The organism is Bacillus sp. FSL R12-0074 (assembly GCF_038005725.1).
Classification (GTDB): domain Bacteria; phylum Bacillota; class Bacilli; order Bacillales; family Bacillaceae_G; genus Bacillus_A; species Bacillus_A mycoides.
In genome coordinates, this window is record NZ_JBBOTR010000001.1 from 4,040,404 (window position 1) to 4,054,369 (window position 13,966).

The 13,966-nt window shown below is 36.7% G+C and carries 16 protein-coding genes and 1 riboswitch; of the genes, 10 read left to right on the forward strand and 6 right to left on the reverse strand.

From position 1 onward, the window contains the following. Positions 1-50: 50 nt before the first annotated feature. Both NSS97_RS20910 and NSS97_RS20915 read left to right on the forward strand, forming a co-directional pair. Complete coding sequence (locus tag NSS97_RS20910) at positions 51-1,640, forward strand: 5'-nucleotidase C-terminal domain-containing protein (protein ID WP_107886380.1); 1,590 nt, start codon at positions 51-53, stop codon at positions 1,638-1,640. Between the two features lie 169 nt (positions 1,641-1,809). Next, complete coding sequence (locus tag NSS97_RS20915; RefSeq protein WP_044442718.1) at positions 1,810-2,121, forward strand: ferritin-like domain-containing protein; 312 nt, start codon at positions 1,810-1,812, stop codon at positions 2,119-2,121. A 49-nt stretch (positions 2,122-2,170) separates the two neighbouring features. Here NSS97_RS20915 and NSS97_RS20920 read toward each other — a convergent pair whose 3' ends face one another. Beyond that, positions 2,171-2,647, reverse strand: coding sequence for a ribbon-helix-helix domain-containing protein (locus tag NSS97_RS20920; RefSeq protein ID WP_002014948.1), 477 nt, complete (start codon positions 2,645-2,647; stop codon positions 2,171-2,173). A gap of 131 nt (positions 2,648-2,778) precedes the next feature. Here NSS97_RS20920 and NSS97_RS20925 point away from each other — a divergent pair, with 131 nt between their 5' ends. Together NSS97_RS20925 and NSS97_RS20930 are read left to right on the forward strand one after the other, a co-directional pair. Further along, a complete protein-coding gene (locus tag NSS97_RS20925) occupies positions 2,779-3,777 on the forward strand; it encodes an alpha/beta fold hydrolase (RefSeq protein ID WP_002128974.1) in 999 nt (332 codons plus the stop codon). Positions 3,778-3,896: 119 nt separating this feature from the next. After that, positions 3,897-5,216: a Na+/H+ antiporter family protein gene (locus tag NSS97_RS20930; RefSeq protein ID WP_002014950.1), complete on the forward strand. Its 1,320-nt coding sequence runs from the start codon at positions 3,897-3,899 to the stop codon at positions 5,214-5,216. A gap of 25 nt (positions 5,217-5,241) precedes the next feature. Here the strand turns inward: NSS97_RS20930 and NSS97_RS20935 are convergent, their stop codons facing one another. Then, positions 5,242-6,168, reverse strand: coding sequence for a LacI family DNA-binding transcriptional regulator (locus NSS97_RS20935; protein WP_341113959.1), 927 nt, complete (start codon positions 6,166-6,168; stop codon positions 5,242-5,244). 114 nt (positions 6,169-6,282) lie between these two features. After that, on the reverse strand, positions 6,283-6,759 hold the full coding sequence (locus NSS97_RS20940; RefSeq protein WP_107886379.1) for a GNAT family N-acetyltransferase: 477 nt from the start codon (positions 6,757-6,759) through the stop codon (positions 6,283-6,285). A gap of 82 nt (positions 6,760-6,841) precedes the next feature. Here NSS97_RS20940 and NSS97_RS20945 point away from each other — a divergent pair, with 82 nt between their 5' ends. Then, on the forward strand, positions 6,842-7,765 hold the full coding sequence (locus tag NSS97_RS20945; RefSeq protein WP_002014993.1) for an alpha/beta hydrolase: 924 nt from the start codon (positions 6,842-6,844) through the stop codon (positions 7,763-7,765). Between the two features lie 10 nt (positions 7,766-7,775). Here the strand turns inward: NSS97_RS20945 and NSS97_RS20950 are convergent, their stop codons facing one another. Next, on the reverse strand, positions 7,776-8,021 hold the full coding sequence (locus NSS97_RS20950; RefSeq protein WP_002014992.1) for a DUF2552 family protein: 246 nt from the start codon (positions 8,019-8,021) through the stop codon (positions 7,776-7,778). A gap of 139 nt (positions 8,022-8,160) precedes the next feature. On the opposite strand from NSS97_RS20950, the gene NSS97_RS20955 reads away from it, so the two are divergent. From NSS97_RS20955 to ribH, 5 genes are all read left to right on the forward strand, one after another. Next, positions 8,161-8,367, forward strand: coding sequence for a CDGSH iron-sulfur domain-containing protein (locus tag NSS97_RS20955; protein ID WP_001151582.1), 207 nt, complete (start codon positions 8,161-8,163; stop codon positions 8,365-8,367). A gap of 190 nt (positions 8,368-8,557) precedes the next feature. Continuing rightward, a riboswitch (FMN riboswitch) is annotated at positions 8,558-8,701 on the forward strand. Positions 8,702-9,010: 309 nt separating this feature from the next. Beyond that, positions 9,011-10,123, forward strand: a complete 1,113-nt coding sequence (ribD, locus tag NSS97_RS20960) for a bifunctional diaminohydroxyphosphoribosylaminopyrimidine deaminase/5-amino-6-(5-phosphoribosylamino)uracil reductase RibD (RefSeq protein WP_002138225.1) — start codon at positions 9,011-9,013, stop codon at positions 10,121-10,123. Next, positions 10,105-10,749, forward strand: a complete 645-nt coding sequence (ribE, locus tag NSS97_RS20965; protein ID WP_002088492.1) for a riboflavin synthase — start codon at positions 10,105-10,107, stop codon at positions 10,747-10,749. The genes ribD and ribE overlap by 19 nt, the downstream gene beginning before the upstream one ends. Positions 10,750-10,761: 12 nt before the next feature. Then, positions 10,762-11,955: a bifunctional 3,4-dihydroxy-2-butanone 4-phosphate synthase/GTP cyclohydrolase II gene (ribBA, locus tag NSS97_RS20970; RefSeq protein WP_002033864.1), complete on the forward strand. Its 1,194-nt coding sequence runs from the start codon at positions 10,762-10,764 to the stop codon at positions 11,953-11,955. An 18-nt stretch (positions 11,956-11,973) separates the two neighbouring features. After that, positions 11,974-12,435, forward strand: coding sequence for a 6,7-dimethyl-8-ribityllumazine synthase (ribH, locus tag NSS97_RS20975; RefSeq protein ID WP_000230892.1), 462 nt, complete (start codon positions 11,974-11,976; stop codon positions 12,433-12,435). Between the two features lie 29 nt (positions 12,436-12,464). Here ribH and NSS97_RS20980 read toward each other — a convergent pair whose 3' ends face one another. Together NSS97_RS20980 and bioB are read right to left on the reverse strand one after the other, a co-directional pair. Further along, entirely contained in the window at positions 12,465-12,785 is a 321-nt protein-coding gene (locus NSS97_RS20980) for a hypothetical protein (RefSeq protein ID WP_000549778.1), read from the reverse strand. 181 nt (positions 12,786-12,966) lie between these two features. Continuing rightward, on the reverse strand, positions 12,967-13,965 hold the full coding sequence (bioB, locus tag NSS97_RS20985; RefSeq protein ID WP_002014986.1) for a biotin synthase: 999 nt from the start codon (positions 13,963-13,965) through the stop codon (positions 12,967-12,969). Position 13,966: the final 1 nt, after the last annotated feature.

Genomic DNA, 13,966 nt, shown 5'->3' on the forward strand with positions numbered 1-13,966 from the left:
TTAAAATTATGTCGTATGATGTCAGATTATAAAAAAAGGAGAAATTAATTATGTGGAAAAAAATTATTCCTGCTGTTGCTGTTTTAAGTACTATTACTTTTTCAAGCGTATTCGCCGCTCCTCCATCTCAGACTCCTGCCGAACAAAACCGATACATAGACGTACAAATGCTTGGTATTAATGATTTCCATGGACAACTAGATACTGTAAAAAAAATTAACAATAAAGAAGCTGGTGGTGCTGATTACTTAGCTACTTATTTAAAAGAACGCAAAAAACAAAACCCTAATACACTTCTCGTACATGCTGGAGATATTGTCGGAGCCAGCCCACCAGTTTCCGCATTATTACAAGACGAACCAACAATTGAATTTTTAAATGACTTAAAGTTTGATGTTGGTACAATCGGAAACCATGAATTTGATGAAGGTATCGATGAAATGAAACGCCTCATTTACGGTGGATATCACGAAAAAACAGGGAATTTCAAAGGAGCAAACTTCCCTTATGTCGCTGCAAACTTCTATAATAAATCAACTGGCCGCTTATTTTTACCACCATTTACTGTAAAAATGGTAGACGGAATTCCTGTAGGATTCATCGGAGTTGTTACAACGGATACACCAAATGTCGTTATGCCTACTATGCTTAAAAATGTAGAAATCACTGATGAAGTAGAGGCTATTAATAAATCCACACAACAATTAAAGCATCTCGGCGTTAAATCTATCGTAGTCCTTGCACACGTTGGAGGTACAACTGATGACACTGGTGTAACAAACGGTGACCTTACTCGCATTGCAAATGAAACAGATCCCGAAGTTGATGTTGTTTTCGGCGGACATAGTCATACGTACGTAAATGGTACTGTAAATAATAAACTTATCGTGCAAGCGAACTCTTACGGGATGGCTTTCTCTGATGTAGATGTAACGATTGATAGAAAAACAAAAGATATTGTGAAGAAAAAAGCTGAAGTTATTACAACGTACCATGAAGGTGTAGAGCCTGATAAACAAGTAAAACAAAAGTTAGATCAATATAAAGAAAAAATCGCACCTCTTGTAAATGAAGTAGTCGGAAAATCTACAGCACCTATCGACCGTAAACAAAACGATGCTGGTGAATCTACACTTGGAAATTTAGTTGCGGATGCCCAGCGCCAAACTATGCAAACACAAATCGCTCTTATGAATCCTGGTGGAATTCGTAATGATCTAGACGCTGGAGATATTACATGGGGCGAATTATACGGCATTCAGCCTTTCGGAAACCAATTAATTAAAGTAGATCTAACAGGTCAAGATATTCGTGATATATTAAATCAACAATGGCAAAAAGGAGCAACGAGAATGCTTCAAATTTCAGGTATTCAATACACTTGGGATGCAAACAAACCAAATAACGAAAAGGTTACGAATATCCGTTTAACAAATGGTGAAGAATTAGTTCCCTCTAAAACGTATAGCGTAGTTGCAAATGCTTTCCTAGCTTCTGGCGGTGATGGATTCGTATCCTTTAAAAATGGAAAAAATGCTGAAACTGGTCCAAACGATTTTGAAGCATTAGTCGATTATGTAAAACAAGTGAAAGAACCAATTCAGCCGATTATTGATGGACGTATTCAAAAAAACAATTAAATACTATTCAAACTAGTGCGTGACACTCGAAAGAAGAGGCTCCTTTTATATGCAAGGAGCTTCTTCTTTTAGAGTCATACGTATTGTCATTCTTCTAGTGCAGTAAAGGATACGCACATAGCCCCTTGTTTCTTCGTAGTATATAGAAAACTATAATGGGAAGATTTGTATGTATTTCTATCAAACAATGACGATACATTGTATCGACAAACACATTCGTAGTATTGAGAAATCAATTAATGGAGAATATAGCGCCATTCATTTTTATGCTAGATTAGCTACTTTAGCTCCAGACATAAATGAACGAACTCAAATCCTTGAAATTCGGCAAGATGAGCAACGAACAGTTGATTTTCACTTAGAAATTGCTGACGAAACGACAAATCAACAAGTGAAAGAAACATTTCGGCGCGCAGCAGCTGATGAACAAAATCATGCCGTTTGGTTCCTATATTACTTTTCGAAACAAAACAAAAAATGAAATAAAAGAAAGGATACACGCTCTTATATGGAACATAGTATCCTTTCTTTTATTTCTCTGGATACGTTTCATGATTAACATCATACCGTTGCAAAAATTCCTGTAGTGCTTCTTCTACAATTTTAGACTTTTGAATCCCTTTTGATTCCGATATAACATCTAGTCTTGCTAATACTTCTATATTAATCGAAAAGGTTCGTTTCTTTTTCTCTGTGCTCTTACTTATAATTTGAACACTTACTTCTTCTCTTTTTCTTAGCAATTCATAAATGCTTTGTAATTGTTCATAAATTAGTAATTGATAGTCTGTTTTTGCATATTGAAGGGCAGTAGCTTCTTGGATTTGCAAATGACGTGGCTCTTCGCCATCACCTATAAAGATACGTTTTTTCTGCTCTCCATCATATTCATATCCAATCACCCTTAATTTCTTTGATAATGTATATGGGCTCATTTCAAGCCGTTTCGCTATAATAGCGATTGATTCGCGTCTATTTAAAGAATCAATAATTTCTCCAATCGTCACATTCTCCCTCCTCTCTTAATCGCCTAAACTTGAAATCAAACCAGTATGTTATGATACAATGATTTTCTAGTAGTATATGCAAAAGAAAGAGCCTGTGCGATTCATACCATTTAAGAAAAGGAGGTTTACATATGCTTTTTCGTAGCCACACCCCTCAGTTTTACAACGAAAAGAAGCAACTAATCCCTAACAGTATCGCTACGATAGAAAGCGTTATGATTAATGACCGGAAACAATCTCTCCTTATACGCGGCCAAAACGTGGAACAGCCTATTTTATTATGCTGTCACGGCGGCCCTGGTATGGCACAAATCGGCTTTATTCGCCATTTTCAAAAAGAGTTAGAAAAACACTTTATCGTTATTAATTGGGATCAGCGAGGGGCAGGTAAATCCTTTTTATGGCGGGACATCCAAACAAATCTTACGATTGATCAATTTTTTTCAGATGCAAAAAAGGTTATTCAATATCTTCTCAAACGCTTTAATAAGCAAAAACTATTTCTCGCAGGTCATTCTTGGGGAAGTATTATCGGACTACAAATCGCTAATCAATGTCCCGAATATATAGAAGCATACATCGGCATCGGTCAAATCGTACATATGAAGCAAAATGAAGAATTACTATATCAACATTTAATTAGCTCTGCCAAAAAACATGACCATAAAAAGGCATTAGCTTCTCTTTTAAAATTAGGGAAACCACCCTTTTTAGATACGAGACGCCTCATTATTCAAAGAAAGTGGCTTGGTACATTCGGAGGAGCAATCCAAAATGGATCTTCCTTTTCTTTCATACGAAAAGGCTTCTTTTCTCCTGAATATACGCTATTAGATTGGTTCAAATTTCTCGCAGGAAATTTAAAATCCGGAGTTTTATGGGAAGAGATGCTGACAATCGATTTCTTTTCATCTATTTCAAGTTTATCTATTCCTGTTTATTTTTGTTCTGGTCGCTATGATTATCAAACTCCTTATGCACTCGTTCAACAATATTGCGATATCATTCAAGCTCCTATTAAAAAGATGATTTGGTTTCCAAACTCGGCACATTCTCCAGATTTAGAAGAGCCTGAGTTATTCGCTAAATCTTTACAATCAATTAAACAAGAACTATCTTTTCAGCATTAATAACAAAAGGCGCTTTTACATTTCATAGAAAACATTTTATAATGATATGTCGCAAGTATATGTCACTACAAACACTTGCTTGCCTTAACAGAATAAAAATTAGGGAGATTACATTTATTATGAACGCTGTACTCATCGCAGTAGCAGTCATGCTACTGCTTAGTTTGTTACGTGTCCAAGTCATTGTCGCCATTATCGTTGGAGCTTTAACAGGCGGACTTATCGGCGGACTCGGTATTTCAGAAACAATTAGTACTTTTACAGCCGGTCTTGGGAACAGTGCTCCTATCGCATTAAGCTACGCAATGCTCGGTGGATTTGCTATTTCCCTTTCAAAAACAGGACTTCCTGATGCAATGATCCAATCAGCTTTAAAATGGATCGGCAACGAACAAGACACGAAAAAACAAGTCTATTCTAAAATACTTATATTATTTATCATTTTAACAATGGCTTGTTTCTCACAAAATATTATCCCTGTTCATATCGCCTTCATCCCAATCTTAATTCCAGCACTTTTAAAAGTATTAAATGAGCTGAGGGTGGATCGTAGGCTTGTAACATGTCTTATTACATTTGGGTTAATTACCCCTTACATGTGGGTTCCAGCAGGGTTCGGAAAAATTTATCATGACGTATTGCAAACAAATGCTGCGCAAAGCGGTCTTACATTTGATGTCGCACTTATTCCAAAAGCGATGACTATTCCAGCAATCGGTATGATTATCGGATTATGTGTAGCGGTTTTCATTACATACCGAAAACCACGTACATATGAAACAGAACAAATTCATTCTGCACAGAATGAAATCGTTCCCTATACGAAAAGAAGCATTACTTTGGGTTTATTATCAATACTCGCTACATTAACTGTGCAATTAGCAACAGAATCAATGATTTTTGGTGCTTTAGCAGGTATTATCGTCTTATCAGTTAGCGGTAGCCTCCCTCTTAAAGAAGCCGATGCTATTTTAACGAGTGGAATGCGTATGATGTCCTTTATCGGATTTGTTATGATTTCTGCCGCTGGATTTGGCGCTGTTCTTCGAAAAACTGGACATGTTGAATCTCTTGTGCAAACGAGTGCACATATAATCGGAAATAATAAACCGCTTGCTGCATTTCTTATGCTCATTATTGGACTTCTCGTTACGATGGGAATTGGCTCTTCCTTTTCAACCATCCCAATCTTAACAACAATTTTCGTACCATTATGCGTCCAGCTCGGATTTAGTCCCATGGCTACAATCGCAATTATCGGTACAGCTGGTGCACTTGGTGATGCAGGTTCTCCAGCATCTGATAGTACACTTGGACCAACGTCCGGTTTAAATGCTGATGGTCAGCACCATCATATATGGGATACATGTGTCCCAACATTTCTACACTATAATATACCGTTACTTATATTCGGCTTTATTGCCGCAATTACACTATAAAAGGTGCGTTTTAAAAACGCACCTTTTACTTTGTTGTTTCTCTCTCAATGCACCTAAATTCTGTTTCCACTTCTTCTTGTCGCACTTGTTTCTTCTTTATTTTTCCTATTAACTGTTGAAAAGCTATTTCCCCATTTTCTTCGATATAACTTCCAATCGTCGTTAATGATGGACTTATCCATTCACCCTCTACACTCCCGTTAAATCCAATGATTTGTAACTTACCTGGTATATGAATATTAAGAGTTTTCGCCGCCCTGATTAGCTCAATAGCGACCTTATCACTTGAAGCTACAACCCCATCTATGTATGGATGCTTTTGTAACAATTCAAGAAACTGTTGATTCGTATACCCTTGTACAATTTCCTCTCGATAAGAAATTCCTTCTTTCCAAGCAGTATCTAGAAATCCTGCCACATGCTCTTCCATTTCTTCACTCTCTACTCCCTCACCGATATAAGCAAGAAACTGGCAGCCTTTCTCTTTTAATAAAGAAACAGCTTTCTGTCCACTTTCATAATAGCTCATAAGAGATTGTCGTTCTTCAAGCACAGCGAAAGGAAGTGAGATTTCTCCTATACTTCGAAAAACAGATTTCGTCATTATAACGCCTGCAATGTTATTTTGTTCCAACATATCTATGTATCTATTCTTATTTTCTATATTACAAACTATTACTTGATACCCTTCTTTGTATGCTATTTCCTCAACGAAACGGAGCAAAGTGATGTATGATGGATTATGCAAATTATCTACAAGTAATGCAATCACCGTTGAAGGCTGTTTAAATAAAGGCTTTGCTGTAGCATTCGGTCTATAATGTAATTCTTCAATTGCTTTTTTTACTTGTTTGACCGTATCTTCATGGACATATCCTTTTTCGTTAATGACTCTTGAAACGGTTGCGACTGAAACACCGGCCAATTTTGCAACATCACGTATAGTTGCCACATCGTCACCCCTTAATATGGTAATAGATTACAATTTTAAATTAAACCAAAATATAACATTCGTCAAGGTTATTGTTTTATATTTCTGAAAATTGTTACACAATTTCCACTCTACTCAGAAAATATACTCCAGCTGAATTTCATGTGAAATCGCGATATTATCATAACCAATAAACGGAATTTCTTTCTTTATTTTTCGTGCTTCCTTTACCGCATCAATATACAAGTTCGTCATCATGAAGTTACGTTTTTGATAAAAACGAAGTGCGTTCATATTATCATTCGTCGTAATAAGCCACACCTTTTTACATTCGTTCTCTTTTGCCACTCGCAATACACCATCCACTAGTTTTGTACCAATCCCCTTCCCTTCCTCAAAACTATTTAACGATACAATTTCACACATGTTTTCTATCACTTTATATGTTATAATTCCCACTATTCTGTTATTTCTAAGTGCAATAAAACCAGGTAATTCTTCTAATTGATGTACTCTGCCTCGCGAGACCATCATTGAGCTTCCCCAGTTTTCACACATAAAATCCTGAATTGCTTCTTTCATTTCTGGTGTGATTTTTTGTATATGAACCATACACGATTTCTCCCCTTTTCACATCATTGTGATACAATGTTAGTGTATCACATGTAGAGGTATTTGGAGGATGAGGTAAAGTATGAAACGTTTTTTTACAGCATTGTTTACTATACTAGGTGCACTAACTGCGATTGGGATTTTCTTTACAAATAAAGTTATGTACTTGAAGAAAAAAACAGAGGAAGAAGTTTTAGAACGCGAAACGAAAAAGCATTTTCATTTGGACGATTTTAAGGCTATTCAAAAAGAAGAGGTTCACATCCCTTCTCAATTCGGATACGAACTTCACGGATATTACATGCCAGCTGGTCATTCCAATAAATTTATGATTTTTTGCCACGGTGTGACTGTAAATAAAATGAATTCCGTTAAATATGCAAACTTATTTTTAAATAGAGGATATAACGTATTTATTTATGATCATCGCCGTCATGGTAAAACCGGTGGTAAAACAACAAGTTATGGCTATTATGAAAAACATGATTTAAAGTCAGTAGTTGACTGGCTAAAAGATCGTTTCGGAACGAATATTACACTCGGAATTCATGGTGAATCTATGGGTGCTGCAACTCTTCTTCAATATGCAGGACTTGTAGAAGATGGTGCTGATTTTTATATTGCTGATTGTCCTTTCTCTGATTTTTATGGACAGTTACAACATCGTTTGAAAGTTGAGTTTCATTTGCCAAAATGGCCTTTATTACCTTTAGCAAATGCCTTTTTAAAAGTTCGTGATGGCTATACAATTCGTGAAGTTTCACCAATTGATTGTATAAAAAATATTAACAATCCGGTTCTCTTTATTCATAGTAAAGATGATGACTATATTTTATCTGATATGACGAAATCACTTTATGAAGCGAAAGAAAATAATAAACAGCTTTATATTGCAGAACATGGTGCACACGCTTGCTCTTATAATGAAAATAAAGAAGAGTACGAAGATGCCATCGATCAATTTTTAAACACCTATGTAAAAGAAACAAAAAACAGGCTTGCATAAGCCTGTTTTTTTACTGCGCTAAAACGTCTGTAACTTGTTCCATATTTTCAGAAATCCACTTTACTGCCTCGTCTAGCGTTGGGAATTCCGTCGTTTGAAAAGTTACCTCATCTTGAAGTAACCAAACATCTTTCGGTTCTTGTCCTACACCTGCGATTGACCAATGAAGTAAACTATATGGATGATTATCATTCAAAAATGATGCCCATGTGCGCTCATTTGCAATATTTTGTAGTGTGTGTAATTTTTTATCCATCTTTCGTCACCTTACTCTAGTCAGTTATAAAAACTATTATAACACTCTCTTCTCTCTCAAACAAAGTGCTCTTTTTATATTGTCAAGTACTCTCCCTAATTATATGATGAGAGTAAGCGTTTGGAAAGGAGGGATAACGTTGGCAAAAGTACAAATTAAAGTGAATGATAATGGCTCTTTTCGCGTTACAGGGGACGTGGAATTAGTTGACTCACAAGGGAATGTATTCCCAGCAAAACCAGCATTTTCTTTATGTCGTTGTGGTTTATCAAAAAACATGCCTTATTGCGATGCTTCGCATAAAGGCAAATTCGAGTCTGTTGTTAGAGCACCAGAGGCAGAATAAATATTTAAAGAGCATGCACATTTATTTGTGTATGTTTTTTCTTTTGATCAAAGCCTATACAGCCCTTCCCCTTTCAACATTTCTATTACTTTCGTCCCCATTCAAATCGGCATATATTTTCAAACAATTCTTCACATTCGAACATTTTTTACTATGCTTTTTTCTTTTTTGTGCTATAATGTGAGCAAACAACATCCTTCGGGGTCGGGTGAAATTCCCAACCGGCGGTGATGAAGCGATAGCTTCTAAGTCCGTGACCCGTTTTCAACGCGAAAACGGTGGATCTAGTGAAACTCTAGGGCCGACAGTATAGTCTGGATGGGAGAAGGATATGTTTTCTAGTAATTTTATATAGCGAATACACTTGTATTTCAGTATGCATATTTTTAAAGTTTCATTTTGAATCTTTATATATGTTTTATTTTGTATACTTATGTTTCTATACTGAAATAAAAAGATACGACTAGCGTTGAAAGAATTTGATATTTTGCTAGGTTTTTTCCTTATGCCAAAATATCAGTCATCGTTAGGTTTCTTTCCTATACTTTCGTATTCGAACTATATTTCTAGAAATCACGTCTCCCAAACCCCAAGGATATAAAATCCTTGGGGTTTTTTGATTTTTTCAGGAGAGGTGAAAAGAATGACAGATCAAGAATATATGAGGATTGCCTTGCAGTTAGCACAAGGAACATCGGGACAAACAAGCCCAAATCCTATGGTTGGTGCCGTTGTTGTTAAAGATGGGAAAATCGTTGGAATGGGTGCCCACATGCGTGCTGGTGAAGAACATGCTGAAGTTCATGCTCTTCACATGGCTGGTGAAAGAGCAAAAGACGCTACCGTTTATGTAACACTTGAACCGTGTAGCCACTTTGGAAAAACACCCCCTTGCTGTGAATTACTCATTGAAAAAGGAGTTCAGCGTGTTGTAATTGCTACTCTTGATTGCAATCCACTCGTTTCCGGCAATGGAAAAAGAATATTGGAAGAAGCTGGAATCAAGGTGACTACTGGTGTTCTTGAGGCGGAAGCCACTTTATTAAATCGATACTTTTTTCACTATATGAAAACGAAACGTCCCTTTGTAACAATAAAAACAGCAATGAGCTTAGATGGAAAAACAGCAACTGTAACCGGTGAAAGTAAGTGGATTACAGGCGAAGAAGCACGCGCTGACGTTCACCAATATCGTCATATACATGATGCTATTCTAGTCGGTGTGAATACAGTTCTAACTGATAATCCACACTTAACAACACGAATTCCAAACGGAGGTAAACATCCTATACGCGTTATTTTAGATACCCACTTACGAACGCCGCCATCTTCTCATGTCATAACAGATGGCTTAACTCCGACATGGATTATTGTCGGTAAGGATGTAAACAAAGAGAAAATAGCGTCTTATGAATCTAACAATATAGCTGTATTCCAAATGAAAACACAGCAAATTGAAATACAAGATGTCCTATCCCTACTCGGTGAGAAACAAATTCTTTCTCTGTTCGTTGAAGGTGGTCAAACGGTGCATGCAAACTTCTTAAAAACAAATAGTTTTAATGAAATCGTGACCTATATAAGCTCGAAATTAATTGGTGGAAAAGATGCACCCACCTTATTTGGCGGAGCTGGTTTTTCGAAGTTACAAGATGCACTTTCCTTAACAATTCAAGAGATGAAACAAATCGGTAATGATATAAAAATTGTTGCAACCTTAAAAAGCGAGGTGACGGAATGTTTACAGGAATCGTAGAAGAGTTAGGAACGATATCAAGCATGACTCAAAGTGGTGAAGCAATGAAGCTAACTATTAGCGCAAAGCAAATTTTATCGGATGTCAAATTAGGTGATAGTATCGCAGTTAACGGCATTTGCTTAACAGTAACTACTTTTACGACTACTTCATTCACTGTCGACGCAATGCCTGAAACAATGAAAGCAACATCACTTCGTATGCTAAAGCCAAGTGCCAAAGTGAATTTAGAACGGGCGATGGCTGCAAACGGACGATTCGGTGGACATTTCGTCACCGGACATATCGATGGCATCGGCACGATTTTAACTAAAAAACAACATTATAATGCCATCTATTACAAAATAGCAATTTCTGATGAATTACTACGCTATTGTTTGCATAAAGGATCCGTTGCTGTTGATGGCACTAGCTTAACAATATTTGATATAGACGAATCTTCAATTACAATTTCACTCATCCCCCACACAGTAAGCGAGTCTATAATCGGAGAAAAAAAAGCCGGGGACATCGTAAACATTGAGTGTGACATGATTGGAAAATATATTGAACGCTTTATCTCAAAGCCCGCAAAAAGAACTGGTTCAATGACCGAAAGCTTTTTACAAGAAAACGGATTTCTATAAGGAGGAAGCACAATGTTTCATCGTATTGAAGAAGCTCTAGAAGATTTAAAACAAGGAAAAGTTGTTATCGTATGTGATGATGAAAACCGAGAAAATGAAGGCGATTTTATTGCTTTAGCAGAGTACATTACACCAGAAACGATTAATTTTATGATTACACACGGTCGTGGTCTCGTTTGTGTACCCATTACGGAGGAGTACGCAGAACGTCTACAGTTAGAACCAATGGTATCTCATAATACAGATTCACATCACACTGCGTTTACAGTGAGCATTGATCATGTTTCTACAACAACAGGGATTAGTGCTCATGAACGTGCAACTACGATACAAGAATTGTTAAACCCTGCATCAAAAGGCTCTGATTTCAATCGCCCTGGACATATCTTTCCATTAATTGCGAAAGAAGGCGGTGTACTGCGCCGTGCTGGTCATACAGAAGCCGCTGTCGATTTAGCCAAACTTTGCGGAGCAGAACCAGCTGGAGTCATTTGCGAAATTATAAATGAGGACGGTACGATGGCACGTGTACCTGATTTACTAGAGTGCGCAAAACAATTTGATATAAAAATGATTACAATAGAAGATTTAATTGCTTATCGCCGCCATCACGAAACACTTGTGACAAGAGAAGTGGAAATTACATTACCTACAGATTTCGGTACTTTCCATGCAATTGGCTATTCTAACTCATTAGATATGAAAGAACATATCGCGCTCGTAAAAGGTGATATTTCAACAGGCGAACCTGTACTTGTACGCGTTCATTCAGAATGCTTAACAGGAGATGTATTTGGTTCGTGCCGCTGTGATTGCGGACCACAGCTACATGCTGCACTTGCTCAAATTGAGCGTGAAGGAAAAGGTGTTCTTCTCTATATGAGACAAGAAGGACGAGGCATTGGCCTTCTGAATAAGCTTCGCGCTTATAAGTTACAAGAAGAAGGGTTAGATACTGTAGAAGCAAATGAAAAACTTGGGTTCCCAGCTGATCTTCGTGATTACGGTATTGGCGCTCAAATTTTAAAAGATTTAGGCTTACAAAGTTTACGATTATTAACGAATAATCCACGAAAAATTGCTGGCTTACAAGGTTACGATTTAGAAGTAACCGAGCGTGTACCGTTACAAATGCCAACAAAAGAAGAAAATAAAACGTATTTACAAACGAAAGCAAGCAAATTAGGACATTTACTAAACTTATAATTAAGGGAGAGATACATTATGGTATTCGAAGGTCATTTAGTTGGTACAGGATTAAAAGTTGGGGTTGTTGTTGGACGTTTTAATGAGTTTATTACAAGTAAGTTACTTGGCGGAGCTTTAGATGGATTAAAGCGTCACGGTGTAGAAGAGAATGATATTGATGTTGCATGGGTTCCTGGTGCATTTGAAATTCCTTTAATCGCTAAAAAGATGGCCAATAGCGGAAAATATGATGCTGTTATTACATTAGGTACAGTAATTCGCGGTGCTACAACACATTACGATTACGTTTGTAATGAAGTAGCAAAAGGTGTTGCGTCTTTATCACTACAAACGGACATTCCAGTTATTTTCGGTGTATTAACGACAGAAACAATTGAACAAGCGATTGAACGTGCAGGTACAAAAGCTGGTAATAAAGGATATGAATCGGCAGTTGCTGCGATTGAAATGGCTCATTTATCAAAACAATGGGCATAAAAAATAAAAAAGAGGCTGCGGCCTCTTTTTTATTTTTTTACTTTTTTCCGTACATCTTTTATTAATTCATCCATTGTTTTTCCTTCTGTTTGTATACGAAGCGTTTGTGCTGTTCTCCATACATTCTCTCTTTTCTTCGCTTCTTCTATAATAGTAATTTCTTTTCGCACTTCCTTTAAATCTTTCCCTTCTGTTTTCAATCCAAAATGTTCAGCTTTCGTTCGAAAATGTTGTTCAATTCGTTGTTGCATTTCTTTTTGTTCAGGATTTTCGGCAGCCTTAACTGGATCAGCACTTATTGCTTTTAGTAAAATTAGACAAGTCATAATCGCTAATATATATTTGTGCATGTAAAATCCTCCAACCCAATATAAATTACATATTTACTATGTACAATTGGGGCTTGGAAAATTCGTCCACAAAATTATTTTTCTCGTCCAAAAGTGACTACTATCAAGCGTTAATGGACTTTTATTACATTTTATTTACAAAAAAAAGCAACCCCTTTAAAGAGTTTGCTTTTCATCTATCTTATAGCGCACATTCTTCAATCTCAAATCCTAAATCTTCAATCATACCCCAGTCCGCAGTCGGCTCTTGTCCAGCTGTTGTTAAATAGTCCCCGACAAAGATAGAGTTTGCTGCAAATAAACCAAGTGGCTGTACAGAACGTAAATTAAGTTCTCGACCACCTGAAATACGAATTTCTTTTGTTGGATTTACAAAACGCATCATCGCCAACACTTTTAAACATTCTACAGGTGTTAATTCTTTTTGTCCTTCAAGCGGAGTACCCTTTACAGCAACAAGGAAATTACATGGAATAGAATCCGCATCTAAACGTTGTAATTCAAATGCAATTTCAGCGCGCTGTTCAATCGTTTCTCCCATTCCGAAAATTGCTCCAGAGCATGGAGAAATACCGGCTTGCTTCGCTTTTTGGACTGTATCAACACGATCGTCATACGTATGCGTTGAACAAATGCTATCATAATTGTTGGCATGCGTATTTAAATTGTGATTATAACGATGCACACCAGCTTCTGCTAACTGACCTGCTTGATCTTCATTTAAAAATCCTAAACAACAGCAAATTTTTAAATCTGTCGTTTCACGAATTTCCTTAACTGCTCCAATAACGTGATTTACTTCTTTATTCGTCGGACGACGACCAGATGCAACAATACAATATGTACCTGCTTTACGACGAATTGCTTCGTGCGCTCCTTCAACAATTTTCTCTTGTGTTAACCATGCATACTTATCAATCGGTGCTTCTGAAATAATAGACTGTGAACAATACCCGCAATCTTCAGGACATAATCCAGATTTCGTATTTATAATCATGTTCAACTTTACTTTCTTACCAAAATGATGATGGCGAATGATGTAAGCTGCATTCATAATTTCTAAAACCTCTGTATCATCAGCTTCTAATATTGCAATTGCATCTTCTTTCGTAATCATTTTCTCTTCTACTACGTCGTATGCAAGTTTTTTCCAATCCCTTTTTGTTTGTACTTGTTTCATT